We start from the raw sequence: 23,677 nt of genomic DNA, 5'->3' as shown, positions 1-23,677 counted from the left end.
GAGTTCTCAGGAACTGAGAGAGTGGCACCGGCGCCCGAACCCGGGCGATACACACGTGCCAAACGCAGCGTACCACTCCCCGTCACCAAACGTTAGGGATTTCCTTACCGACGGCCTTTGAACTCACCTGAACGACCCCCCGTACAGGAGGGGGCGGCCCCGCCCACCCGAGTCAGGACCGCCGTCCCACCAGCGGTCTTCGCACGGAAGGAACGTCGGGTGTCGCTCTTCACGCGCTCCGGTCGACTGCCGGACACCGACACGGCCAGGCACACCAACACGGAGGACGACACGGAACCCGCGGCGGCCGAAGCGCCGTCCGGGCCGACCGACGCGTCCGCCGGGGATGTCGGCCGATGGCGGCGGCTCCGGCGGGCCCCGCGGGAGTTCCGGCGGAGGTATCCGGTCGCCGCGCGGAGCGTGTCGTGGGCGGTCACGGCGCTGGCCGCGGTCCTCGTGCTGTTCGCCCTGCTGATGCCGGGCAGCGTCGAGTACTTCACGGCCGCGCAGTTCCTGCGGATCCCGGTGGAGCCCATCCTCGGCGCCGCCCTGTTGATGGCGCTGCCGCGCCGGCCGCGCCTGGTGCTCGCGGTCCTCGTCGGTGGGGGCCTGGCCGCGCTGATCGTCGTGAAGTCCCTGGACATCGGCTTCAACCAGTTCCTCGGCCGCGGCTTCAACATCGTCCTCGACTGGGGGCTCCTCGACGACGCCGAGTCGTACGTGGAGGACACCCTCGGCCGCTCCGGTGCGCTCGCCGCCGTCATCGGCCTCGTGACCGTGGTCGTCGCGCTGTTCGCCGTCATGGCGCTGGCGGTGGTCCGGCTCGCGAACCTCCTGGTCGGGCACCGGGAGCGGGCCATGCGCGGCACGGTCGTCGCGGGAACCGTGTGGATCACCTGCGCGGCCCTCGGCCTGACACCCCTTCAGGACACGCCGGTCGCCTCCCGGAACACGATCGGGTTCGTGCAGGACCGCTGGGCCCGCGCGCGGGAGACCCTCGCGGACGAGGCGGCGTTCGCCGAGGAGGCCAAGAAGGACGCCTTCGCCGACGTGCCCGCCGACCGGCTGCTGACCGGGCTGCGCGGCAAGGACGTCATGATCACCTTCATCGAGAGCTACGGCCGCGCCGCCCTGGAGGACCCGGCGATCGCGCCGGGGGTGACGGCGACGCTCGACGAGCGGAACGAGGCGCTGCGCAAGGCAGGGTTCGCGGCGAGGAGCGGCTGGCTCACCTCGGCGACCTACGGCGGCAGCAGCTGGCTCGGCCACTCCACCTTCCTGACGGGGCTGTGGATCGACAACCAGAACCGCTACCGCACGGTCACCGCTGGCGAGCGCCTCACCCTGCCCGGCGCCTTCCACAAGTCGGGTGCCTGGCGGACGGTCGGGGTGGTGCCCGGCGTCCAGTACAACTGGCCCGAGGGCGACTTCTACGGCTTCGACAAGGTCTACGACTCCCGCGACCTCGGCTACCGCGGCCCGAAGTTCAGCTGGTCCACGATGCCCGACCAGTACGCCCTGACCGCGTTCGAGCGCCTGGAGGCGGCCAAGCGGGGCGCCAAGCCGCTGATGTCGGAGATCATCCTGACCTCCAGCCACCAGCCGTGGGCGCCCCTGCCGAGGATGGTCGGCTGGGACGAGGTCGGTGACGGCTCCGTCTACCGGGCCGTCGAGAAGGCCGGCAAGGACCCGGCGGACGTCTTCACCGACCCCGTCAAGGTGAAGGAGGAGTACGGCAAGTCCGTCCAGTACTCCCTGCGGAGCCTCCTCGAGTACGTCGAGAAGTACGGCGACGAGAACACCGTCCTCGTCTTCCTCGGCGACCACCAGCCCATGGCCAGCGTCAGCGGCAACGGCGCCGACCACGACGTACCGGTCACCCTCGTCGCCCACGACCCGAAGGTCCTCGACCGCATCGACGACTGGGGCTGGTCCGACGGCCTGAAACCCGGCGCCGACGCCCCTGTCTGGCGCATGGACACCTTCCGCGACCGCTTCCTCACCGCCTACGGCACCGGCGGTCAGCCGCCGAGTTCGAAGATCCCGTAGCCGAAGCCCTCCGCGGTGATTCCGTCGGCGGTGAGCTGCACGCCCCGCGCCTCCAGGGGCCGGGGTGTGCCGACGTGCGGCTTGTGCGGGCAACTCGTCTCGTTGCGCTGTGGGTTGATCACGACGAGGTGCCGTCCCCCGCGCAGGTACACGAACGGGTACCCGAGGTGCAGCACCTCCGTCGAGCCGCCGGGGCCCAGGTCGGGGGTGTGGCGGCGGAGGGCGATCAGACGGCGGACGAGGTGGAGCAGGGACGTGTCGTCGGCGCGTTGGGCGGCGACGGTCGGGCGGTCGGGGGACGGGTCGACCGGCAGGTAGAGGTGGTCGGCCGGCGCGGTGGAGAACCCCGCGTTCGGGCTGCCGTCCCACTGCATGGGGGTGCGGGACCCGGCCCGGTTGTAGCGGGGGCCGAGGACGCTGCCCTCCTTGTCCGGCAGGCCGGGCACGTAGCGCATGCCGATCTCGTCGCCGTAGTAGATCGCCGGAAGCGTCGGCCAGGTCAGCTGGAAGGCGAAGGCGGCGGGGAGCTGCTCGGCCGTGCGGGGACCGCAGTTGAGGCGGGAGAAGTCGTGGTTGGCGGTGGGCAGGGAGATCGTGCCCGCGCCGTCGACGGCCGTGGTCGCCTGCTGCCACGCCTCGACGAAGGGGCGGGGCGAGCCCTTGCCGCCGGCGTCGAAGAAGCAGTCGAGTGGGTCCCATGTGTCGTTGACGGTGCCCTCGCCGTTGCTCCACAGCGAGCGGAGGGCCAGGCCGTCGGTGGGGCCGCCGAAGTGGAGGAAGAAGTCGGCGTGGAAGCCCGCCGGGATCGACACCTCCGGCTCGCCCCACTCGGCCAGGAGCACGGCGTCCGGGTGGGCCGTGTCCAGCCAGTGCCGCAGTTCCGTCCAGACCTGCGCGGTCTCGGTCCTGCCGGGGTCGTCCTTCACCAGGGACGCGGCCATGTCGACGCGGAAGCCCGAGACGCCGAGGCCCAGCCAGTGGTCCATGATCGTGCGCAGGGCGGCACGGTTGGCGCGCGGGCCGTCGGCGTCGACCGGCAGCCGCCACGGCTCGGCCGGGTCCTCGCGGGCGTAGCCGAAGTTGAGGGCGGGCTGGGAGTCGAAGAAGTTGGGCAGGTACGCGCCGGGCCGGGTGCCGGGGGAGTCGACGAAGCCGTCGGGCCGGCCCTCGGCCGTCCAGATGTAGCGGTGGTCGTCCGGGTCGTCCGCGGACGCCCGGAACCAGGGGTGATCGACGGAGGTGTGCCCCGCGACCAGGTCCAGCAGGACGCGGATGCCCCTGCGGCGGGCCGCGTCGACGAGCGCCGCCAGGTCGTCGTTCGAGCCGTAGCGGGGGGCGACGTTCAGATAGTCGGCGACGTCGTACCCGGCGTCGCGGAACGGCGAGACGAAGCAGGGGTTCAGCCAGACGGTGTCGACGCCCAGCCAGGCCAGATGATCGAGTTTCGCGGTGATGCCGGCGAAGTCCCCGATGCCGTCTCCGTCGGAGTCGGCGAAGGACTGCGGGTAGATCTGGTAGAAGACGGCGTCGGCCAGCCAGGTCGGGGCAGGACGGAACGAAGTCATACCGTCGACCCTAGGCGAGGGCGCTCGCCGTCCGCTGCCCCGAGCCAAGGGCCTGTCGTTTGGAACATGCCGGCTTCGAGCCAGGGCACTTTGACGGCTGCCGGTGAGCGGGGTTTGGTGCGTGCGGCTGCAAGGCGGAGGAGGGAGTCGACGCGATGGGGGTCCCCCCCCGCGCGAGGTTGTTCGAGCGTGGGGGAGTTGGCGACCGACGACAACGCGGCAGATGTGCGTGCCAAACCCCGCGGCCCAGGCGTGATCCAAACGACAGGACCTGGGCCTAAGCTGAGCCGATGTTCACCCCGCAAGGCCCCAGCCTCCGCGAACTCGCCGTTCAGGCACTCTCCTCCGTCGAACACGGCTACGACCTGCTCGCGCCGAAGTTCGACCACACCCCGTTCCGTACGCCGGACAGCATCCTCGACGCGGTGGAACGGGCCCTGACCGCGCTGGGCCCCTTCGAGCACGGCCTCGATCTGTGCTGTGGCACGGGAGCGGGTATGGAGGTGCTGCGCGAGCTGTGCCGGGAGAGCGCCACCGGCGTCGACATCAGCGCCGGGATGCTGGCGGTGGGCAGGGACCGGCTCACCGCGGGGGCCCGCGACCGGGACCGGGACCGGGACGGTGACGCCGCCGGGGCTCCCCGCCTCTCGTGGGTGCGCGGCGACGCCCTCGCGTTGCCCTTCGGGTCCGTCTTCGACCTGGCCGTGAGCTTCGGGGCGTTCGGGCACTTCCTGCCGGAACAGCTTCCGGGCCTGTTCGCGCAGGTCCACTCCGTGCTGCGGCCGGGCGGCCGCTTCGCGTTCCCGCTCCCGGCGCCCGCCCCGCCCCGCTCGCCCTGGTACTGGGCGGCCCTCGGCTTCGACACGGCGATGCGGGTCCGCAACGCCGTCTGGCGGCCACCGTTCGTCATGTACTACCGGCCGTTCCGTCTCGGTGTCGTACGGCACGAGCTGGAACGGGCCGGGTTCGACGTCGAGCTGTTCGCCCTGTCCGAGTTCGGGCCGCGCCCCGACGGCAGCCCGCGCTGCCGGATGGTCGTGGCCACCCGCCCGGACACCCTGGACCCCGGGGCCGGGCGGTAGCGGCTGCGGCGGCCGGTCAGAGGGCGCTGTACAGGGCGTCGACGAGCGCCATCTTGCGCGGGTCGTCGGCGATGTGCGGGCCCATCCGGTTCATGACATAGCCGAGGGAGACGCCCGCCTCCGGGTCGGCGAGGCCGCAGGAACCGCCGTAGCCGTCGTGGCCGAAGGCCCTGGGGTTCGGGCCGTACGAGCCGTGCGCCCCGCTCAGCCACACCCCGAGCGCCACCTCCGTGTCCCGGCCGAAACCGGCGCCGAGCACCAGGTCACGGCAGCTGCCCTGCCCCTCGCGGACCCGCTCGGCGGCCTCCGGCGACAGCACCCGGTGCCCGCCCCAGCCGCCGCCCAGCGCCAGGATCCCGTAGAGCGCGGCGACCGCGCGAGCGGTGCCGTGACCGTTGGCGGCGGGAACCTCGGCGGCCCGCCACGCGGCGCTGTTGGCCTCGGTGGCGCCGACCGGCGGGTTGGCGAGGGCGGCCAGCGCGGTCGGCGTCAACTGCGCGAAGACGGCCGCCTGCTCACTCGTCGTCGCGGCCGGCGGATGCACCAGCTCGGCGGCCCGACCGGCCTCCTTCTCCGGCAGCCCGATCGTGAAGTCGATCCCGAGGGGCCCGGTGACCTCCCGCTCGAGGAACGCGCCCGGCAGCAGCCCCGACACCCGCCGGACCACCTCACCGACGAGGAAACCGAACGTCATCGCGTGGTACCCCGACCGCGTACCGGGCTCCCACCAGGGCTCCTGCGCAGCCAGCCGCGCCGCGGTCACGTCCCAGTCGCACAGCTCGGCGAACGAGAGCGGCTCACGCGGCCCGGCCAGGCCCGACCGGTGCGACAGCAGATGACGTACGAGGACGCCGTCCTTGCCCGCCGCCGCGAACTCGGGCCAGTACGCGGCCACCGGGGCGTCCAGGTCGAGCAGCCCCCGGTCGGCGAGGAGGTGCGCGCACAGGGCGGTCGGGCCCTTGGTCGTCGACCACACGTTGACCACGGTGTCCCGCTCCCAGGGCCGGGTGCGGGCCCCGTCGGCCCATCCGCCCCACAGGTCCACCACGGTCTCCCCGCGCAGCGTCACCGTGACCGCCGCCCCCAGCTCGTCGCGCTTCCCGAAGTTCTCCTCGAACGCGGTCCGCACGGCAGCGAACCGAGCGTCGCAGTGACCTCGCACCTGGGACATGAACCCACCCACCCCTTCCACCGCCGGCACGGCTCCCGGGCGTCACCCGTGGCCCCCTGGACATACCGCTGAACATACCGACTGGTCGGACCGGGTGGAACCCGTGAAACCGCCCGGATCCAGCAAGGAGACGGTGCCGCGTCACGCCGAACCGGGCGGGGGCCGCCGGAGCTCACGCCGCGTCGAGGACCGACACGCGAGGCGTGTTCACGCCGCGCCGAAGAGGTGTGCCGCGGCAGGTCTGCCGGCGTCGGCACCGGTGCACCGGGAAAGGCGCAGGTGGGCGGTGATCTGCTTTCCCCGACCGTGCGGTGTCACCGCGACGTGGTCGCTGACCGTGTGGACGAGGCGGAGTCCGTGGCCGCCGACGCGGTACCGGTCGCCGTTTCTGACCGTGGGGTGGGCGGGCGAGGTGTCCCACACGGTGATGGCCAGCGCGTCCCCGCTGAGCCGAAGGACGAGCCCGCAGGGGCCGGGCGCGTGCCGCAGGGCGTTGGTGACCAGTTCGCTGACGACGAGTTCGGCGTCCCGCGCCAGGGGCGCCGGGACGGGGGTGCGGCCGGTGTGCGGGGCATGGGCGAGGAGCGTGCGCAGCAGACGCCGGGCATCGGCCGCGTGGGCCGCGCCAGTGGCCCAGGTCGCGCCGGAGCGCAGCGTGAGGTGCTCGTCCGTGACCCGCTCATCTGCCGCCTGCTTCCTAAGCGGGATGACCATACGGGGCTCTTTCGTTGTGATCGCCGTTCTTCGGCGGCTTCCGCCAAGCGGGTACCCGTGATCCGGACCGCGCATTCAGGGGTACCCGGTCGGCGCACGCACCTCGTCGGCCCCGACGGGACCGCGGGCCCTCAGAGGCGTGAGGCCAGCCAGCGCAGCTTGGTCGCCTCCTGGTAGGGGCCGCCGCCCTCGTGGTCGTTGAACTCGTAGACCTCGATCTGCTTGTCGTCCTCGGCCCACGCGTTGAACGCGGCGAACACCGTGGACGGCGGGCACGTCAGGTCCTCCAGGGCCGCCGAGAACAGGGCCGGTGCCCGGCCGCGCGCGGCGAAGTGCACACCGTCGAAGTAGGCGAGGGTCCGCTGGACGTCCGCCGCGCGACCGCGGTGCGTCTTCAGGTACTTGCCGATCTCGCGGTACGGGTCCCGGTCGGTGATCGTCGTGGAGCGCGGGAAGTCGCACAGGAACGGCACGTCGGGAGCGATCCCGACCAGGTCGGAGACCAGTCCGCCGACCGCTATGGAGATTCCGCCACCCTGGCTGGTCCCGAGGACGGCGGTGCGCGAGGCGTCGGTCAGCGGGTGGGAGCGGGCGGCCTCCACCGCGCGGACGCCGTCCGTGTAGACCCGCCGGTAGTAGTAGTTCTCCGGGGCGTCGATGCCGCGGGTCATGAAGCCGGGGAAGGCGGGCGCGCCGCCGACCGGGTCCGGGGTGTCGCCGCCCCCACCCCAGGCGCTGCCCTGGCCGCGGGTGTCCATGACGAAGTGCGCGTAGCCGGCCGAGGCCCACAGCAGATGGGTGTGGGGCAGCCCCCGGCCGCCGCCGTACCCGATGAACTCCACGACCGTGGGCAGCGGCGCGGTCGCCCCGGCGGGCAACACCAGCCAGCCCTTGACGCGGTGGCCGCCGAAACCGGCGAAGGACACGTCGTACACGTCGACGGTGGTCAGGTGGGTGTCGACCGGCTCGAAACGCGCGTCGAGGTCGTGTTCGCGGGACTCCTGGAGCGTCTTCGCCCAGAAGGCGTCGAAGTCCTCGGGCTCCGTTGAAGCGCTTCGATAACCACGAAGCTCGTCCAACGGCAGGTCGAACAGGGCCATGAAGGACCACCTTTTGAGTTCTCGGCGCGGATGATCACACCGTACGTGCGCCGCCGCGGACCGCCAAGAGCCCCTCGGCTCCCGGCAGTCAGCGGCGGCCACGGTGTCGGAACCCGGTGGCGTGCGGTCAGCGCTGGTCGGTGCCGATCAGCGCCCTGACCGCGAAGTCCTCGCGAACCCGCGCCAGAAGAGCTGTGGACGAGGGTCGGCAGGAGGGTGGACGCGGCGATCGATCGGTCCGGCCCCGTAGCGCGGCCAGCCCCGGTGTTCGCGTTCAGGCCCGGTGGTGTCCCCAGTCGGGGCCCGTGCGCGCCCACTCCTGTTCCCATTCGGCCATCCGGCGCCGGATCATGACGCGGCGCGCGGTGAAGTGCCCGGCCAGCACGATGCCGGCGACGCCGGCCGTGGCGCACGTCCCCAGGGACAGGGTGTGCTGCCAGATGGCGGTGTTCGTCGGCGGGGCCGGCACGCTGTGGCCCGCCGCGTCCAGCCACACGTCGGCGCGGTCGCCGCGCTTCGTGCCGGCCGGGACCCGCGCCTCACCCGTCCGCGAACCCCCGTCGGGCTCCGTCCAGCGGGCCCGCACCCAGTGCATGGACGGCTTCTCGCCGTGCGCCGAGGGCGTCACGGCCGGGGCGTTCTCGACGACCACCGCCGTGACCAGGTCCCGCTCGGCTCGCTGCGCCGCGGCGTGCGCCCGCGCGTCCCCGTGCGCCCACCGGCCCACCAGGAAGCCGGCCGCCGGGGCGCCGACGACCAGCAGGATCAGGACGATCAGCATCGTCCATCCCTCGACGACGTCCGAGCGTCGACGCAGCGGATTGCGCCGCCATCGCCACCCGAACAACCGGCCTCGCATCTCACCCTCCCTCACCGGTACGGCCTCATGTACGAGAACCCCGGTTAGGACTGGTCCGCACTTCCGGTGTACCCGATAGAAGCCGTGATGGCATGGTTTGCGCCAGAAATCATGGCGCCGGGACCGGGCCGAGGACCGGTACGGAGGGGTGGGAGCCGGGTGGAGGTGGGCGAGAGCCGGGGCGGAGGTGGGCGAGAGTCGGGGCGAAGGTGGGTGGGGCCCGGGATGGAGGTGGGCGGAGGGCGTGGCCGGCGGGCCCGGCCACCGCGCCGGGCCCGGGCCGCGGCCCCGGGACCGTTCATTCGCCGTCGGGCGGTGTCGGGTCGGCCCGGCGACGGTGGTCCGGGGTCAGCCGAAGCGTTCGATGCGGATGTGGTCCACCGGCTGGCCCTCCTGGACCAGGAGCCGTGACGCGTGCTCCGCGAACGCGTTCGAGCCGCACACGTACGCCTCCCAGCCGTCCGCCGGCCGCTCCGCCAGCAGCGGTGCCAGATGGGCGGCTGACAGCCTGCCCACCGGCACGCCCTCGGGCGCCCGGCGCGTGAACACGGGCGTAGTCTCCGTGCCGTACTCCCGCGCGTAGATCAGCTCCTCCGGCGCCCGCGCGGACACCAGCAGCCGCAGGGGCACATCGAGGCCGCGCGCCCGGTGGTGGCGGATCATCGACATCAGCGGTACGACACCCGAGCCGGCGCCGATCAGCAGCGCGGGCCGGTCACCGGGCCAGGCGAAGAACCCGCTGAGCGGGCCGCGCACCTCCACCTCGTCGCCGGGCCGGGCCTCGGTGTGGAACCACCCGGAGACCTCGCCGCCCTCCACGTGGTCCAGGGTCAGCTCGATGTGCCCCGTGTCGTCCGGCGGCGACGCCAGCGAGTAGTGGCGCTGGGCCCGGTATCCGTCCTCGGCGGTCAGCCGCAGCATCAGATGCTGGCCCGGGAGGTGCCCCGCCCAGCCCGGCACCGCGAACCGGAACGTGGCGACCCGTGCCGTCTCGCGCCGGATCTCCGTCAACGTCGCCGTCTGCCAGAGCGTCGCCGTCCCGCTGCTCACGGCGATCCGCCCGGGCACGGCGAACCGCGTGGGCGGCGTGAACCCGGGCGCGGACGTCCCGCCGGCCTCCGCGACCGTCGCGGACGTCCCCGGCTGTGTCGCCGTCGCTGTCTCAGTCACCGGAGTACCGCTGCTCCTCCCACGGGTTGCCCCGCGCGTGATAGCCGTTCTGCTCCCAGAAGCCGGGCTCGTCGTGGTCGAGGAGCCGGATGCCCGCGATCCACTTGGCGCTCTTCCAGAAGTACAGGTGCGGTACCAGCAGCCGGGCCGGGCCGCCGTGTTCGGCGGGCAGCGGCTCACCCCCGTACTCCCAGGCGATCCACGCGCGCCCGCCGGTGAGGTCGGCGAGCGGCAGGTTCGTGGTGTAGCCGCTGTGGGAGTACGCGACCGCGTGCGTGGCACAGGCATCGGGCCGCACCGCGTCCAGGAACACGTCCAGTGAGACACCCCCGAAGCGCACCCCGAACTTCGACCAGCTCGTCACACAGTGGATGGCACCCTCGTACACCGACCCGGGCAGCGTGTGCGCCGCGTCCCAGTCCCAGGTGTGCGGCCGCTCCACCAGCCCGTCGATCCGGAACGTCCAGTCGGCGGGCGTCAGGTCGGGCGTGACCTCGGCGGACAGTACCGGCCAGTCGTCGCCCGCGTCGTACTGGCCGGGCGGCAGCCCCGGATCGCTGACGCGGGGGCGCCCGGTGAAACCTCGGGTGACGTTCATTCGAGTCCAACACGACGACGGCGGTGACAGCTGAGCCATCCAACCGTACGCGTCCGGAGCGGGTGCTCGATCATCGGGGCGGGCCGTGATCATTGCGGCCGTATGAACTCTTCCCCGCGCCGGGAATAGCGGCTCCGCGATCCCCCTTGCCGCTATCGGCCGGCCCGGTCGCGAACGCGCCGACGGCCGGATGACAGCGGAGGAGAACGGAGAGCGCATGACCGAGTACGCGAGCGACCTCAGGGGCGCGGACACCGTGCCGCACGTCGGGGACGCCGTGCCCGATGTCGCGGACACCCTGCCGCACGTCGCGGACACCGTGCCCCACGTCCTCGACAACCCCGCCCTCGCCTCCCTCACCGGGCCGCACGCCCGTTTCGCCGAGCGGTCCGGCCGGGTGCTTCGCTACCCCGTCGACGTCTCGCCGTGGCTCGCCCTGCCCCACCACCCCGACGCCCGCGACTGGGCCGACCTGGCCGCCCTGGCCGGTCCCGGCTCGGAGGTCGCGGTCCCCGCCTACAGCGGGCGTTTCCCGGCCGACTGGGAGGTCACCTTCGACCTGGAGGGCGTCCAGTTCGTGGACGACGGGATCGCCGCCGCCCCGGACGCCGAGGCCGTACCGCTCGGCCCGGCCGACGTGCCCGAGATGCTCGACCTCGTGGAACGCACCCAGCCGGGCCCCTTCCTCCCTCGCACGATCGAACTCGGCACCTACCTCGGCATCCGCCGGGGCGGCGCGCTGATCGCGATGGCCGGCGAGCGGCTGCACCCGCCGGGCTGGACCGAGATCAGCGCGGTCTGCACCGACCCGGCCTTCCGGGGCGAAGGGCTCGCCACCCGGCTGATCCACGCCGTCGCCCACGGCATCCGCGAGCGGGGCGAGACCCCGTTCCTGCACACCGCCGCGATCAACACCACCGCCATCCGCCTCTATGAGTCCCTCGGCTTCCGGCTGCGCCGCACGACCCGGTTCATGGCGGCCCGCGTGCCCGTGGTGGAGGCGGGGGAGGAGCGCGTCGGTGTGTGACGGCAGCGGTCGAGGGCCGGGCTCGTGCGGGGGCGCGGCGCTCCGGACGGCCCGTCGTGACCATGGGGTAGGGTGACCGGGCCAGTCGCCACGGGACCGAGGAGGTGAGACCCATCACCGCTGTGTCAGGTCGGGTGCTCTCACCTCAACACCGCGCGGTGAACGGCCGGTAGGCCACCGCGGGAGCGCCCTTCGGCCCACCGAAAGGCTCTCGGCTGTCATGCCACCTCTCTCCACCGCCTCCGTCGTCGCGGCCCTGCGTGCCGCGGGCTGCGTCTTCGCCGAAGAAGAGGCGGAGTTGATCCTCGCCACCGCACGGACCCCGGACGACGCCACCGCCATGGTCGACCGCCGTGTCCTGGGCGTCCCCCTCGAAGTCGTTCTCGGCTGGGCCGAGTTCGCCGGCCTGCGCATCGCCGTCGACCCCGGTGTGTTCGTGCCCCGCCGCCGCACCGAGTTCCTCGTCGAGCGGGCCCTCGCCGCCGTCCCCCATGCCTCGGTCGTCGTCGACCTGTGCTGCGGTTCGGGGGCGCTGGGCGCCGCCCTGGCCGCGTCGCTCGACGGCGCCGAACTCCACGCCGCCGACATCGACCCGGCGGCGGTGCGCTGCGCCCGCCGCAACATCGCCCCGTACGGCGGCCACGCCCACGAGGGCGACCTGTTCACGGCGCTCCCCGCCGGGCTGCGGGGGCGCGTCGACATCCTCGCGGCGAACGTGCCGTACGTCCCCACCGGCGACGTACCGCTGCTGCCCGGCGAGGCCCGCGACCACGAGCCGCTCGTCGCCCTCGACGGCGGCGCGGACGGCCTCGACGTCCTGCGCCGGGTCGCCGCCGAAGCACCGAGGTGGCTCGCCCCCGGCGGCTGTCTGCTCGTCGAGACCAGCGAACGCCAGGAGGCGCACGCCGTCGAGGTCCTCCGAGGCGCCGGCCTCCTCGCCGGGACGGCCGTCTCGGAGGAGAGAGCCGCCCACGTGGTGACCGGCACCAGACCCACGGGCAGCTGACCGGCACCGACTCACGGGCAACTGACCGCCACCAGCCGCGGACCTACGGGCGGCTGACCGGCTCCACACCGACGGGCACCTCGTGTGGTCTTGCCCTCAGCCATTGTGCAACTAGTTGCACAAACAGCGTGGCGTCGTCTACAACCTTGGTGACGACGCCACGCATGGAGGCCCCGATGAGCCGTTACCCCCACCTGCTGAGCCCTCTCGACCTGGGCTTCACCACGCTCCCCAACCGTGTGCTCATGGGCTCCATGCACGTCGGCCTGGAGGAGGCGGAGCGCGGCTTCGAGCGGATGGCGGAGTTCTACGCGGCGCGGGCGCGCGGGGGAGTGGGCCTCATCGTCACCGGCGGCATCGCGCCCAACGAGGCCGGCCGCCCCTACGAGGGCGGTGCCAAGCTCACCACCGACGCCGAGGCCGACCAGCACCGCGAGATCACCGACGCCGTCCACCGCGAGGGCGGCCGTATCGCGATGCAGATCCTGCACTTCGGGCGGTACGCCTACCACGCCGACCTGGTCGCCCCGAGTGCCCTCCAGGCCCCGATCAGCCCGTTCGTGCCGCACGCCCTCACCGACGCCGAGGTCGAGCAGACCATCGACGACTACGCTCGGGCGGCCCGACTCGCCCGGCAGGCCGGGTACGACGGTGTCGAGATCATGGGCTCCGAGGGCTATCTGATCAACGAGTTCATCGCCGCCGGGACCAACCACCGCGACGACCGCTGGGGCGGCTCGTACGAGAACCGCATGCGCTTCCCCGTGGAGATCGTGCGCCGGGTGCGCGAGGCGGTCGGCGAGGACTTCATCGTCGTCTACCGGCTGTCGATGCTCGACCTGGTGCCCGGCGGCTCCAGCCTCGACGAGGTGGTCACCCTGGCGAAGGCCGTCGAGGCCGCGGGCGCCACCATCATCAACACCGGTATCGGCTGGCACGAGGCCCGCATCCCCACCATCGCGACCTCGGTGCCGCGCGGCGCGTACACCTGGGTCACCAAGAAGCTCATGGGCGAGGTGTCCGTCCCCCTCGTCACCACCAACCGCATCAACACCCCGGAACTGGCCGAGGAGTTGCTGGCCGACGGATACGCCGACATGGTGTCCATGGCCCGCCCGATGCTCGCCGACCCGGACTTCGTCAACAAGGCCGTCGAGGGCCGGCCGGAGGCCATCAACACCTGCATCGGTTGCAACCAGGCCTGCCTCGACCACACGTTCAGCGGCAAGATCACCTCCTGCCTGGTCAACCCGCGCGCCTGCCACGAGACCGAGCTGGTGCTGTCGCCGACCCGGCTGCGCAAGCGGATCGCGGTCGTCGGCGCCGGCCCGGCGGGCCTCGCCTGCGCCGTGAGCGCCGCCGAACGCGGCCACGACGTCACCCTCTTCGACGCCGCGAGCGAGATCGGCGGCCAGCTCAACGTGGCCCGCAAGGTCCCCGGCAAGCAGGAGTTCGACGAGACCCTGCGCTACTTCCGCCACCAGCTCGACACCCACGGCGTCGACGTACGGCTGGACACCCGGGTCGCAGCCGACGACCTCACGGCCTACGACGAGGTTGTCGTCGCCACCGGGGTGACCCCCCGCACCCCCGAACTGCCCGGCGTCGACCACCCCAAGGTCGTCGGCTACCTCGACGTCCTGCGCGACGGCGTCGCCGTCGGTGACCGGGTGGCGATCCTCGGCGCGGGCGGTATCGGGTTCGACGTCGCCGAGTACCTGACCGACGGCGGGGAGAAGACCAGCGAGGACCCGGCCGCGTACTTCCGGCAGTGGGGTGTCGACATGGACTACCGCGCCCCCGGCGGCCTCGCCGCCCCCGAGCGCCCTGCCCCGCCGCGCTCGGTCCACCTCCTCCAGCGCAAGACCTCCAAGGTCGGCGCGGGCCTCGGCAAGACCACCGGCTGGATCCACCGGACCGAGCTGAAGCACCGGGGTGTCGTCATGGTCCCCGGCGTGCAGTACGACCTGATCGACGACGCCGGGCTGCACGTCACAGTCGACGGCGTCCGCCAGGTCCTGGAGGTCGACACGGTCGTGCTCTGCACCGGCCAGGAACCGCGCCGCGACCTCTACGACACCCTCGTCGCCGCCGGACGGACCGCGCACCTCATCGGCGGCGCGGACGTGGCCGCCGAACTGGACGCCAAGCGCGCGATCAAGCAGGGGACGGAACTGGCGGCGCGGCTGTAACCCCTTCCTAGGATGAGCGCATGTCACTCCCGCACGCGATCCTCACCGCCCTGCTCGAAAAGCCCTCGTCGGGCCTGGAGCTGACCCGGCGGTTTGACAGGTCGATCGGCTACTTCTGGTCGGCGACGCACCAGCAGATTTATCGCGAGCTGGGGAAACTGGAGGGCGAGGGCTACATCCGCGCCCTGCCCGCCGAACGGCCCGCCCGGGGGCAGAAGAAGAGCTACGAGGTCCTCCCGGCGGGCCGTGAGGAACTGGCCCGCTGGACCTCCGCCCCCCAGGAGCCCAGGCCGTGGCGTGACGCCCTGTTCGTCCGGCTGCGGGCCGCGGCGGTCGTCGGCACCACCGGCCTCGAGGACGATCTGCGGCGCCATCTCACCCTGCACGAGAGGAAGTTGGCGGAGTACGGGGAGATCGAGAAGCGGGACTTCGGGCCGGGCAGGGACTCCGCCCAGGACCGCCTCCAGCATCTGATCCTTCGGGCCGGCATCGACCTGGAGACGTTCTGGACCCAGTGGCTGCGGAACGCCCTGACGGAGTTCGAGCGCCTCCCGGACGGCGGAACTTCGGATGGCGGCGCTTCGGAAGGCGGCGCTTCGAAAGGCGGAGTGTCGGACAGCGGTGGGGGAGCGGCGGACGGCGGTGGGGGAGCCGCGGCCGAGCTGGCGTAACCCGGCCCGGCTCGTCGGAGCGGGAGCAGGCGGTCGTCCGTTGTCGCCCGGCGACCGCCCGCCCGGTCCTCACAGCCGGTGCGGCTTGGCCCGGCGGCGCAGGTACCAGACCGCGGCCACCGTCCCGGCGGCCATCAGCGCGCCACCGCCCACCAGGGTGACGGTGCCGTACTCCTCGCTGGCCCCGCCCATACCGCCCATGACGCCCCGGGAGGGCGAGGCGGTCGCGGAGATCGTGGGCGTGGCGGCGGTGACGATGACGGACTGGGTGCCCGCCGTGGTCCCGTCCCGGCACACCACGATCACGGTGTAGGTCCCCGGGGTCACATTGGTCCACGAGGCCGACTGGCTGGTGCTCGTGCCCACGAGGGTCGCCTGGCGCCCCTGGGAGAAGTTCGCCTGCCCGCTCGCGAGCAGGGAGGCCGTACCGAACGCGCCGTTGGCGCTGTTCGGGCAATCGCTGGTGGTGACGGTGACCGAGGACCCGGTGGTGCTCACCGAGATCCCCGTGGGGACGGCGGCCGACGGCGTGGCCAGGGCGATCGGCAGCGCGGCGGCCGCCATGGTCAGGCCGGAGCGGAGGAGTAGCTGAGACATACGCATGGGTCTGCCCTCCGGCGGCACGGTCGGCGGCACATCCCTTGCGCCGCCGGTGAACGGAGGACCCGTGCTGCCTCAGGGCGAGCCAACGTGCCGCACGCCGTGTCCGCATGCGGACAGCCACCGGGCAGGTGACGGATTCCGCCGTGCGGGGGACGCCCTTCACCCTCCGGTGGTCACCGTCCGCTCCCCCGAGAACCCGCCCCAGGTGCCGTCCGGCAGCTTCGCCCGGATCCGCACCCGGTGGGTCACCCCGGCCTCCCGGCCCGCGTAGAAGCTGTACGTGGCCCGGCCCCGCGGCGGGTTCCCGCCCCAGACGAGTGTGGTGGCCGGCCGCCCGTCGAGCTGGATCTCGTACTCCGTGACCACCCCGTCGGCGCGCGGCGGCACCCATGACAGTTCGATGGAGTACGCCCCGTCGCTGAGGCGCGTGCCGGCGCGGAAGGCGGTCGGCGCGGTGCCCGCCTCCTCGCCCGGCCGGCCCTCCTCCTGCCCGTCCCTCCGCTCGGTGGTGAGCGGCACGGCCCCGCTCACGGGTGAGAGGTTGTCCGCCGCGTCCCGCGCCCGCACGGTGAACGAGTAGCGGGTGCCGGGCCGCAACCCCGTGACCACGGCCGCGGTCTGATCTCCGCCCACGCTGTGGATCTTCGAGTCGCCTTGCAGGATGTCGTACGACACCACGTCCCGGTCGTCGGTCGACGGCTCCCAGGACAGCTGGACCGCCGTGCTTCCGAGCACCCGGCCGTCGAGGCGGGCGGGGCGACCGGGGGGCCGCCGGTCTGCGGTGCCGCCGGCGGGAGTGGTGGCCCGCACCTCGGCGCTGGGCGGCCCGAGGTCCCCCGCGGTACTGCGGGCCCGGACCGTGAACACATACGTGGTGGAGGGTCGCAACCGGGTGACGTCCACCATGTGTGCGTCGCCGGGCACGTTCCTCACCTTCCGCTCGCCGCGGTACACCTCGTACCGGGCGACCTGCGGCTCGCCGGACACCCGGTTCCACATGACGTGCACGCTGGTCGCGCTGCCCGCGGCGGCGGTGACCCCCGGGGGAGCGGGCGGCATCCGGCGACCGGGGCTCTCCCGCATCCCGCAGGAGACGGTGAGGAGCAACGAGCAGCAGACGGCCAGAACCGGCAACGACACCGGCAACGACACCAGCACGGGTACGCGTCGCACGATCCAGCCCCTTCGATCGTCGGTCGGCTCCTCGGAGGAAGGAGCACCGGCGGGACGGGTGAGCAGGTGTCATGACGCACCCCGGCCACCGGATTGGTCTGTACCTATCCTCCGTATGTATGCCACGCCGACGCGCCCACATCAAGAGGGTGGGGGTGAGGTGAAGGGGTGGTCGCTCGGTTCACGGCGCGGCCCGGGGCTACGTATGCTGGTGTTCTGACGCGGCATGAACTCGCCCGCACGGCTGGGGAGTTCACGCCGTACGGCGCGGGCCGCTGTCGTCGCCCACCCCGCGCCGGCCAGGGCGGCCGAGCGGCCGGGGCCGAGACCGGACCAGGCCCTCGGCCGCGTCCTCGTGCGGAGGACGGTGTGCACCGTCCGGCCCCCTCCCAGTGGCCTTCCTCTCCCGCCCCCTCCACCTTGGGGTGGTGAATGACCGTCAGTGTCCCCCAGGAGAGGGTCCCTTATCGTGCGTGTCCGGTCGTTGACGCTGGCCGCCGCCGGCGCCGTCCTGCTGGCCCCCGCCACCCTGCCCGCCCTGGCCCATCAGCAGCGGTCCATAGAGGGTGAGGGGGCCGTGACGGCCGCGGAGCTGCTGGCGAAGGTCCGCGGCTGCGTCCGGGTGTCGACGGGGCTCTACCGCAGCGACGCCGGTGCTCCCGCCGACATCCCGGTCTGCGGCATCGACGGCGCGGTGTTCTGGAAGGCCGACATGGACATCGACTGCGACGGCCGCCCGAGCGCGCGCTGCAACCGGGCCACCGACCCGTGGTTCCAGCCCACGACCTCCTACCACCAGTCCGACGGCCGCTACCTCAACGCCGCGGCTCTGCCATTCATCGTCCTCCCCGCCCCGAGCTCCCTGTGGGACTACCGCAAGCACGACATCAAGGGGGGTTCGGTCGCCGCCGTCGTCCACGGGGACCGCGTCCAGTACGCCGTCGTCGGCGACAACGGCCCGCGGAACATCATCGGCGAGGCCTCGTACGCCACTGCCGAGGGCCTGGGCATCCGACCCGACCCCACCACCGGCGGCGTCCCCTCCGGGGTCACCTACATCGTCTTCGAGGGCACCAAGGTCTCCCCGATCGAGGACCACAAGGCGGCGGTGGAACAGGGGGAGGCGCTGGCACACGAGTTCGTACAACCCTGACGGCGGGGACCGGACGCGGCCGTACGGGGGAGAGCGCGCGGAGAGGTGTGAGCCTACGTCAGGGGCCTCGCCCGCCCTGGAGTGAGCGAGCGGGCGGGCGGGCCCCGGCGCTGTCATTCCTTCCGGTACGCGTACGCCTCCGTCGCGGCTGCGGCGACCGCCGCGAGGTCGGCACCGGTGGAGGCGGTGACGACCGCGGCGACGGCGCCCTCGACGAACGGCGCGTCGACCAGTCGGGTGCCCTCGGGGAGTTCGTCGCCCTCGGCGAGCAGAGCCTTCACGGTGAGGACGGCGCTGCCGAGGTCCGTGAGGACGGCGACCCCGGCGCCCCGGTCCACGGCCGCGGCAGCCGCCGCGATCAACTCGGCGCTGGTGCCGAGCCCGCCGTCCGCGGTGCCGCCCGCCGGGGCGACCGGTACATCGGCGCCCGCGCCCGCGAGCCGCCGTGCCAGCTCGGCCACGGAGGAGGCCACGGCGGCGCTGTGCGAGACCAGTACGATGCCGACCGACTTCTCGTCAGCCACGGGTGCCCTCCGCTGTGTCGGCGAGCGCCGCTACGAGCAGTGCGGCGGACGTGGCGCCGGGGTCCTGGTGCCCGATGCTCCGCTCACCGAGATAGCTGGCACGCCCCTTGCGGGCCTGCAACGGTGTGGTCGCCAGGGCGCCCTCCTCGGCGGCGGTCCGTGCCGCGGCGAAGGACCGGTCGAGCGCGTCGACGGCCGGGACCAGCGCGTCGATCATCGTCTTGTCGCCCGGTGCGGCCCCGCCGAGCGTCATCACCGCGTCCACACCCGCCCGCAGCGCGGCCGCGAGGTCGGCGTCGCTCACCTCGGCCGCGTCGCCGAGCGCCTTGCCGGTGCGCCGCAGCAGCGTGCCGTACAGCGGACCGGACGCCCCGCCCACCGTGGAGATCAGCTGACGCCCGGCCAGCACGAGCACAGCTCCGGGCGTGTCCGGGGCCTCCTTCTCCAGGGCGGACCGCACGGCGGCGAACCCGCGGTGCAGATTGCTGCCGTGGTCGGCGTCCCCGATCGGTGAGTCGAGCGCTGTGAGCCGCTCGGCCTCGCGTTCCACCGAGGCCGCTGTGGCCGTCATCCAACGACGGAAGAAGTCGGCGTCGAGCACGGAATCTCCTTGCGTGGTACGAGAGTCAGTGGACTGAGCCTTGAGCCGTACCCCCCGCACGTAACCGTACGGGGGCCGACGGGTCACATCCCCCAGCGCAGCCCCGGCGTTTTCACCGGCGCGTCGTACAGCCGGAGCGTCTCCTCGTCGATCTGGCACAGCGTCACCGAGGCGCCGGCCATGTCGAGGGAGGTGACGTAGTTGCCGACGAGCGTGCGGGCGACGGCGACACCGCGCTCGGTGAGCGCGCGCTGCACCTCGGCGTTGAAGCCGTACAGCTCCAGCAGCGGTGTGGCGCCCATGCCGTTGACGAGGAGCAGGACAGGGTTGCGGGGGCTCATGTCGTCCAGGAGGGCGTTCACGGCGAAGTCGGCGATCTCGCGCGAGGTCATCATGGCGCGCCGTTCACGCCCCGGCTCGCCGTGGATGCCGACCCCCAGTTCCAGCTCGCCGGCCGGCAGATCGAAGGTGGGGCTGCCCTTGGCCGGGGTCGTACAGGCGCTGAGCGCCACGCCGAAGCTGCGGGAGTTCTCGTTGACCTGCCGGGCCAGGGTCGCGACCCGTTCCAGGGGCTGCCCCTCCTCGGCGGCGGCGCCGGCGATCTTCTCCACGAAGAGGGTGGCACCGGTGCCGCGCCGCCCGGCGGTGTAGAGGCTGTCGGTCACGGCGACGTCGTCGTTGACGAGCACCTTGGCGACCTGGATGCCCTCGTCCTCGGCGAGCTCGGCCGCCATGTCGAAGTTGAGCACGTCACCGGTGTAGTTCTTCACGATGAACAGCACACCGGCGCCGCTGTCCACGGCCGCCGCGGCCCGCACCATCTGGTCCGGCACGGGCGAGGTGAACACTTCCCCCGGGCAGGCCGCCGACAGCATGCCCGGCCCCACGAACCCGCCGTGCAGCGGCTCGTGCCCCGAACCGCCCCCGGAGACCAGCGCCACCTTCCCGGCGACCGGCGCGTCCCGCCGCACGACCACCCGGTTCTCCACATCCACCGTCAACTCGGGATGAGCAGCAGCCATACCCCGCAACGCGTCCGCGACGACGGTCTCCGCGACGTTGATGAGCATCTTCATAGGTGCCTCCTGGAGAGGATGGGTCAGGCTCAGGACCTGCGTTGACGCCGACTTCAGTGATGGCCCGTCAGGTCCAGCGGGTGATTGGTCGTATGGCGATTGCAGCTCCTGTTGACGGCAGTATCGGCCTTGCGGCAGCGAAGGTCACGCAGCCGGTGCACCGAGCGGCGACGGATGGGCCCTCGACAGCCGTCCGTCCTCGCGCGTTGTTCCTGATCGAGGTGCCCAAGTCCTTGATGTCTGGCCGAAATCGCTGCCGGGCAGTGGCCAGATCTCCGACGGTGAGACAATCCGGGCCGAACGGCCCCCGCCGGACGAGCGTCCCGGCGAGCGCGACAGCCGGCACAGTGCGAGGAGCCGAGGTACATCCGGCGATGCTCACCGCCCGCCGGTCGGCGGCTCACACGGCGACGATCTGCCACTCCTGGTTGGAACCGGTGTTGGCGGGCCACTGGATAATCCGGGTGCGGTCGGCGGTGGCGCCGTTCTCCGCGTCCGCGCACAGACCGCTCTTGACGTTGAGGAGGCGGTGGTAGCCGCTGGTCGCGGGGACGAGCTTCCACCACTGGTGGGCTTCCGCCTTGTCCGTCCACTGCTCGAGCACCTGGCCCTGGACGGTCGACCCGCCGGGCGAACCGAGCACCTTTCCGCTCTTGACACAGACCAGGCGGAAGGAGCCGTCATGGTTCGGCTCGAACCTCCACTGCTGGTTGGGTCCGCCGGTCCACGGCCACAGAATCGCCGTGGCGCCGTCGAGGGGCGACCCGTCCGTGATGTCGAGCACCTTGCCGCTTCTGCGGTTGACCAGGCGGAAGACGCCGGTGAGCAGGCCGACGGTGATGGTGGTCCGGCTGCCGGCGGTGAGCGGCACCACCCGGGCGTGATTGCCGAGCGAGGAGGCGGCGACGGTCGCGGCGGTGCTCACCGAGGTCATGCCGCGGCGGCAGACGAGGGTGATGTCCTGGGTGATGTCCGAGGTGAGGACAACGGTGGCGGTACGGGCGGCGGTGTCCCAGGTCAGGCTCTCGACCAGGATCCGGTTGCGGCCCCGTACCCCCTTGATGGTGCCCTTGGCGAGCTGGTCGGGCAGGGCGGGGAGCAGTTCCAGCAGACCGGGGCGGCTGTACACCAGCGCTTCGGAGAGCATCGCGGGCAGGGCGTGGGCCGCGTCCGCGTTGTAGGTCGTCAGATCGGGGTTGTGGGCGGTCATCAGCGACGTGAAGACCATGTTGTTGCCGAGGATCTTCCTGATGTTGCTGTAGACGCCGGCTCCGTCTTTCAAACGGGCGCGGGCGAAGGCCCGGTGGATGGCGCCATGGGCGGCCTTGGTCTCGTCGCCGCGCAGGTCGAGCGCCTTGCGGGCGTTGAGGACGAGGTCGGGCTTGTCCTCGGGGTTGATCTCGTGCAGCGGCCAGGCGCCGTACATGTGCTGGGCGTGGTTGTTGTTGTAGTGGTCGCTCAGGCCGGGCCAGGCCCATTCCGCCAGGGCGCCGTCGCTGTTGACGCGGTAGGAGGGCAGTTTGCCCAGCAGCGCGGTCCAGCGGGCCACACCCTGCCCGCTGCCCTGCTCGGCACCCAGCGTGTTCGCCGCGTCGATGGCCGCTTGGAGGGCGTGCCTGCCCGCGGCGATTTCGCCGGTGGCGTTGACCGAGAGGTACTGGTTGGTGTTGCCGGGCTTGTTCTCGACGGAGAAGCACGGTACGAAGACGACCTTGCCGCCTGCATCCGTGCGGGTGAGGAAGTCCTCGTAGAACAGGGCCAGTTCCATCAGGGCGGGGGCCAGCTTGGTGCGGTAGAAGTCGTCGTCCCCGGTGACCTGGTAGTACTCCAGGAGCGGGTAGAGCAGCCAGTCGGCGCCCCCGGTCCATGTCTGCCCCGGGAAGCCTCCGTCGAAGTGGAGCATGTGGCCGGACTCGCCGTCGGTCCGTATGGGGGCGAGGAAACCTCGCGTGCCGTAGATGTTCCTGGCGTTGGTTCTCCAGTCGCCGAGCTGCCCGAGGACCAGGTCGAAGTAGCCCTGCATGGCGTCGGTGAGGTCGAGGATGTTGCCGCCGGCGACCTGGAAGTTGACGTTGGCGTCGGTGGTGAAGTCGTCCGCCCAGGCACCGTTCCAGGTGCCGGTCCAGATGCCGGTCAGCCGGGGTGGCAGGATGCCGCTGGAGCTGACGAAGAAGTAGCGGCCGGAGTCGTAGAGCCGTTCTAGCAGGGCCATGTCGATGACCGTCCGGTCACTGTTCTGCCGGGCTGTCAGTTCGCTGGTGGACAGCTGCCGGTCCGCGGCGGAGACGTTCAAGTCCAGGCTGGAGCGGTCGTACATCGCCGAGTGCAGTGCCCTGTGGCGGGACAGCAGGGTGGCGTAGTCCGCGGTGAGGGCGGCCAACGCAGTGTGCAGCGGCTTGGAGTCCCAGCCGGTGGCGGTGTCGTAGCGGCCCAGCTTGGTCAGCAGCAGCACCTTGGTGGCCCGGGCGACTACCAGGGTGGAGCCGCTGACGGTGACCGAGGCGTTCGCGCCGGTGACGACGACTCGGGTGACGCCCTCGTAGCCGTACGCGCCCTGACCGGAGGGGTAGGTGCCGCGCAGGTTCAGATAGCCGTCGCCGCCGCTGACCGTGGCCGTGGTGGCGAACGTGACGCTGGTCGGGGTGCCTTCGAGCGCGGTGTTGACGCTGAGGGTGGTGTCCACGGTCCGCGCGGTCGCCGGCAGCAGTTCATGGACGATGACCTTGTCGGCGCGGGAGGCGAAGGCGTGGCGCTTCCAGGTGCCGTACTGGTCGGTCCAGGTGTGGGTGACCTCTCCGCTGCGGAAGTCGGTGATCCGGGCGTAGTCGTTCACCGTGGTCATGCCCGGTGTGCTCAGCTGCAGCTCGTACCCGGGGTGGTACGTCTGCGTCCAGCGCAGGTTCCAGCCCGAGGCGAAGCTCGACTGCGCCCCGGCGTAGTCCCCGGCCAGCGCCTTGTCCCGTACGGACGCCAGACGGCCCGAGATCACCGGTGGCAGTGTGTCGCGGGTACCGTTGGGCAGCACGAACCGGTGGTGGTTGACGATGACCTTCTCCAACGTGGGCGCCCCATACAGGACGGCGCCGTACTCGCCGTTGCCGGTCACGAAACCGTCGGTCCACGCCGACGCGGTCCTCGTGTCGTAGGTGCCCCGCTCGGGGAGGTTGACCTGGGGCGGCACAGCCGCGGCAGCCCGCCCGGGCAAGAGCCCGGGAAGCGTGACGGCCCCGGCTGTGAGTGCGGCGGCGGTCAGGAACCGTCTGCGGTCGAGAGGCTCGTCGGACAGGCCCATGGCGTTGACTCCGGATGCGTTTCAGGGAGAGGGGGCGGGGACGCACCGCAC

The 23,677-nt window shown here is 72.2% G+C and carries 20 protein-coding genes; 7 read left to right on the top strand and 13 right to left on the bottom strand.

The window, feature by feature from the left end:
- Positions 1-219: 219 nt before the first annotated feature.
- The gene (locus tag SMA5143A_RS17735) at positions 220-2,049 is read left to right on the top strand and encodes a sulfatase-like hydrolase/transferase (protein ID WP_107463872.1); all 1,830 of its coding nucleotides are present in this window, start codon (positions 220-222) and stop codon (positions 2,047-2,049) included.
- On the opposite strand, the gene SMA5143A_RS17730 is transcribed toward SMA5143A_RS17735, so the two are convergent.
- A complete protein-coding gene (locus SMA5143A_RS17730) occupies positions 2,022-3,614 on the bottom strand; it encodes an alpha-amylase family glycosyl hydrolase (protein ID WP_107463871.1) in 1,593 nt (530 codons plus the stop codon). The two genes, SMA5143A_RS17735 and SMA5143A_RS17730, sit on opposite strands and share 28 nt — an antisense overlap.
- A gap of 290 nt (positions 3,615-3,904) precedes the next feature.
- Here SMA5143A_RS17730 and SMA5143A_RS17725 point away from each other — a divergent pair, with 290 nt between their 5' ends.
- On the top strand, positions 3,905-4,696 hold the full coding sequence (locus SMA5143A_RS17725; RefSeq protein ID WP_107463870.1) for a class I SAM-dependent methyltransferase: 792 nt from the start codon (positions 3,905-3,907) through the stop codon (positions 4,694-4,696).
- A gap of 16 nt (positions 4,697-4,712) precedes the next feature.
- Here the strand turns inward: SMA5143A_RS17725 and SMA5143A_RS17720 are convergent, their stop codons facing one another.
- The 6 genes from SMA5143A_RS17720 to SMA5143A_RS17695 all read right to left on the bottom strand — a co-directional run bounded on the left by SMA5143A_RS17720 (position 4,713) and on the right by SMA5143A_RS17695 (position 10,308).
- Positions 4,713-5,867 (bottom strand): serine hydrolase domain-containing protein, encoded by a 1,155-nt coding sequence (locus tag SMA5143A_RS17720; protein WP_107463898.1) that lies wholly within the window; start codon positions 5,865-5,867, stop codon positions 4,713-4,715.
- 207 nt (positions 5,868-6,074) lie between these two features.
- Positions 6,075-6,581, bottom strand: a complete 507-nt coding sequence (locus SMA5143A_RS17715; RefSeq protein WP_107463869.1) for an ATP-binding protein — start codon at positions 6,579-6,581, stop codon at positions 6,075-6,077.
- A gap of 131 nt (positions 6,582-6,712) precedes the next feature.
- On the bottom strand, positions 6,713-7,681 hold the full coding sequence (locus SMA5143A_RS17710; protein ID WP_107463868.1) for an acetylxylan esterase: 969 nt from the start codon (positions 7,679-7,681) through the stop codon (positions 6,713-6,715).
- A gap of 274 nt (positions 7,682-7,955) precedes the next feature.
- Positions 7,956-8,540 carry an Rv1733c family protein gene (locus SMA5143A_RS17705; protein ID WP_107463867.1) on the bottom strand — a complete coding sequence of 195 codons (585 nt, stop codon included), beginning with the start codon at positions 8,538-8,540 and terminating at the stop codon, positions 7,956-7,958.
- A gap of 348 nt (positions 8,541-8,888) precedes the next feature.
- Positions 8,889-9,608: a ferredoxin reductase gene (locus SMA5143A_RS17700; protein WP_181361907.1), complete on the bottom strand. Its 720-nt coding sequence runs from the start codon at positions 9,606-9,608 to the stop codon at positions 8,889-8,891.
- Positions 9,609-9,702: 94 nt separating this feature from the next.
- The gene (locus SMA5143A_RS17695; protein ID WP_107463865.1) at positions 9,703-10,308 is read right to left on the bottom strand and encodes a sulfite oxidase-like oxidoreductase; all 606 of its coding nucleotides are present in this window, start codon (positions 10,306-10,308) and stop codon (positions 9,703-9,705) included.
- A gap of 217 nt (positions 10,309-10,525) precedes the next feature.
- Between SMA5143A_RS17695 and SMA5143A_RS17690 the strand changes: the two genes are divergently transcribed.
- From SMA5143A_RS17690 to SMA5143A_RS17675, 4 genes are all read left to right on the top strand, one after another.
- Complete coding sequence (locus tag SMA5143A_RS17690) at positions 10,526-11,335, top strand: GNAT family N-acetyltransferase (protein ID WP_258193579.1); 810 nt, start codon at positions 10,526-10,528, stop codon at positions 11,333-11,335.
- A gap of 220 nt (positions 11,336-11,555) precedes the next feature.
- Positions 11,556-12,341, top strand: coding sequence for a putative protein N(5)-glutamine methyltransferase (locus SMA5143A_RS17685; RefSeq protein WP_107463864.1), 786 nt, complete (start codon positions 11,556-11,558; stop codon positions 12,339-12,341).
- 176 nt (positions 12,342-12,517) lie between these two features.
- A complete protein-coding gene (locus SMA5143A_RS17680) occupies positions 12,518-14,533 on the top strand; it encodes an NADPH-dependent 2,4-dienoyl-CoA reductase (RefSeq protein WP_107463896.1) in 2,016 nt (671 codons plus the stop codon).
- 20 nt (positions 14,534-14,553) lie between these two features.
- Positions 14,554-15,204 (top strand): PadR family transcriptional regulator, encoded by a 651-nt coding sequence (locus SMA5143A_RS17675; protein WP_258193578.1) that lies wholly within the window; start codon positions 14,554-14,556, stop codon positions 15,202-15,204.
- A 69-nt stretch (positions 15,205-15,273) separates the two neighbouring features.
- Here SMA5143A_RS17675 and SMA5143A_RS17670 read toward each other — a convergent pair whose 3' ends face one another.
- Complete coding sequence (locus SMA5143A_RS17670; RefSeq protein WP_107463863.1) at positions 15,274-15,807, bottom strand: hypothetical protein; 534 nt, start codon at positions 15,805-15,807, stop codon at positions 15,274-15,276.
- Positions 15,808-15,966: 159 nt separating this feature from the next.
- The gene (locus SMA5143A_RS17665; RefSeq protein ID WP_375136501.1) at positions 15,967-16,980 is read right to left on the bottom strand and encodes a fibronectin type III domain-containing protein; all 1,014 of its coding nucleotides are present in this window, start codon (positions 16,978-16,980) and stop codon (positions 15,967-15,969) included.
- 469 nt (positions 16,981-17,449) lie between these two features.
- Between SMA5143A_RS17665 and SMA5143A_RS17660 the strand changes: the two genes are divergently transcribed.
- Positions 17,450-18,133: a glycoside hydrolase family 75 protein gene (locus SMA5143A_RS17660; protein WP_107463862.1), complete on the top strand. Its 684-nt coding sequence runs from the start codon at positions 17,450-17,452 to the stop codon at positions 18,131-18,133.
- Positions 18,134-18,246: 113 nt separating this feature from the next.
- Here SMA5143A_RS17660 and dhaM read toward each other — a convergent pair whose 3' ends face one another.
- The 4 genes from dhaM to SMA5143A_RS17640 all read right to left on the bottom strand — a co-directional run bounded on the left by dhaM (position 18,247) and on the right by SMA5143A_RS17640 (position 23,626).
- Positions 18,247-18,657 (bottom strand): dihydroxyacetone kinase phosphoryl donor subunit DhaM, encoded by a 411-nt coding sequence (gene dhaM, locus SMA5143A_RS17655; RefSeq protein WP_107463861.1) that lies wholly within the window; start codon positions 18,655-18,657, stop codon positions 18,247-18,249.
- The gene (gene dhaL / locus SMA5143A_RS17650; protein WP_107463860.1) at positions 18,650-19,258 is read right to left on the bottom strand and encodes a dihydroxyacetone kinase subunit DhaL; all 609 of its coding nucleotides are present in this window, start codon (positions 19,256-19,258) and stop codon (positions 18,650-18,652) included. Before dhaL ends, dhaM begins: the two co-directional genes overlap by 8 nt.
- An 83-nt stretch (positions 19,259-19,341) precedes the next feature.
- Positions 19,342-20,334, bottom strand: a complete 993-nt coding sequence (dhaK, locus tag SMA5143A_RS17645) for a dihydroxyacetone kinase subunit DhaK (RefSeq protein ID WP_107463859.1) — start codon at positions 20,332-20,334, stop codon at positions 19,342-19,344.
- A 400-nt stretch (positions 20,335-20,734) separates the two neighbouring features.
- Positions 20,735-23,626, bottom strand: coding sequence for a glycosyl hydrolase family 95 catalytic domain-containing protein (locus SMA5143A_RS17640; protein ID WP_107463858.1), 2,892 nt, complete (start codon positions 23,624-23,626; stop codon positions 20,735-20,737).
- Positions 23,627-23,677 lie beyond the last annotated feature (51 nt).

Source organism: Streptomyces sp. MA5143a (assembly GCF_900290235.1).
In the GTDB taxonomy this organism is placed as follows: Bacteria; Actinomycetota; Actinomycetes; order Streptomycetales; family Streptomycetaceae; genus Streptomyces.
This window is presented reverse-complemented; position numbering and strand designations above follow the sequence as displayed.

Bases quoted from the DNA above. Each gene is read 5' to 3' on its own strand.
- SMA5143A_RS17730 (WP_107463871.1), bottom strand. From the start codon at position 3,614: ATGACTTCGTTCCGTCCTGCCCCGACCTGGCTGGCCGACGCCGTCTTC.
- SMA5143A_RS17725 (WP_107463870.1), top strand. From the start codon at position 3,905: ATGTTCACCCCGCAAGGCCCCAGCCTCCGCGAACTCGCCGTTCAGGCA.
- SMA5143A_RS17720 (WP_107463898.1), bottom strand. From the start codon at position 5,867: ATGTCCCAGGTGCGAGGTCACTGCGACGCTCGGTTCGCTGCCGTGCGG.
- SMA5143A_RS17715 (WP_107463869.1), bottom strand. From the start codon at position 6,581: ATGGTCATCCCGCTTAGGAAGCAGGCGGCAGATGAGCGGGTCACGGAC.
- SMA5143A_RS17710 (WP_107463868.1), bottom strand. From the start codon at position 7,681: ATGGCCCTGTTCGACCTGCCGTTGGACGAGCTTCGTGGTTATCGAAGC.
- SMA5143A_RS17705 (WP_107463867.1), bottom strand. From the start codon at position 8,540: ATGCGAGGCCGGTTGTTCGGGTGGCGATGGCGGCGCAATCCGCTGCGT.
- SMA5143A_RS17695 (WP_107463865.1), bottom strand. From the start codon at position 10,308: ATGAACGTCACCCGAGGTTTCACCGGGCGCCCCCGCGTCAGCGATCCG.
- SMA5143A_RS17690 (WP_258193579.1), top strand. From the start codon at position 10,526: ATGACCGAGTACGCGAGCGACCTCAGGGGCGCGGACACCGTGCCGCAC.
- SMA5143A_RS17685 (WP_107463864.1), top strand. From the start codon at position 11,556: ATGCCACCTCTCTCCACCGCCTCCGTCGTCGCGGCCCTGCGTGCCGCG.
- SMA5143A_RS17680 (WP_107463896.1), top strand. From the start codon at position 12,518: ATGAGCCGTTACCCCCACCTGCTGAGCCCTCTCGACCTGGGCTTCACC.
- SMA5143A_RS17675 (WP_258193578.1), top strand. From the start codon at position 14,554: ATGTCACTCCCGCACGCGATCCTCACCGCCCTGCTCGAAAAGCCCTCG.
- SMA5143A_RS17670 (WP_107463863.1), bottom strand. From the start codon at position 15,807: ATGCGTATGTCTCAGCTACTCCTCCGCTCCGGCCTGACCATGGCGGCC.
- dhaK (WP_107463859.1), bottom strand. From the start codon at position 20,334: ATGAAGATGCTCATCAACGTCGCGGAGACCGTCGTCGCGGACGCGTTG.
- SMA5143A_RS17640 (WP_107463858.1), bottom strand. From the start codon at position 23,626: ATGGGCCTGTCCGACGAGCCTCTCGACCGCAGACGGTTCCTGACCGCC.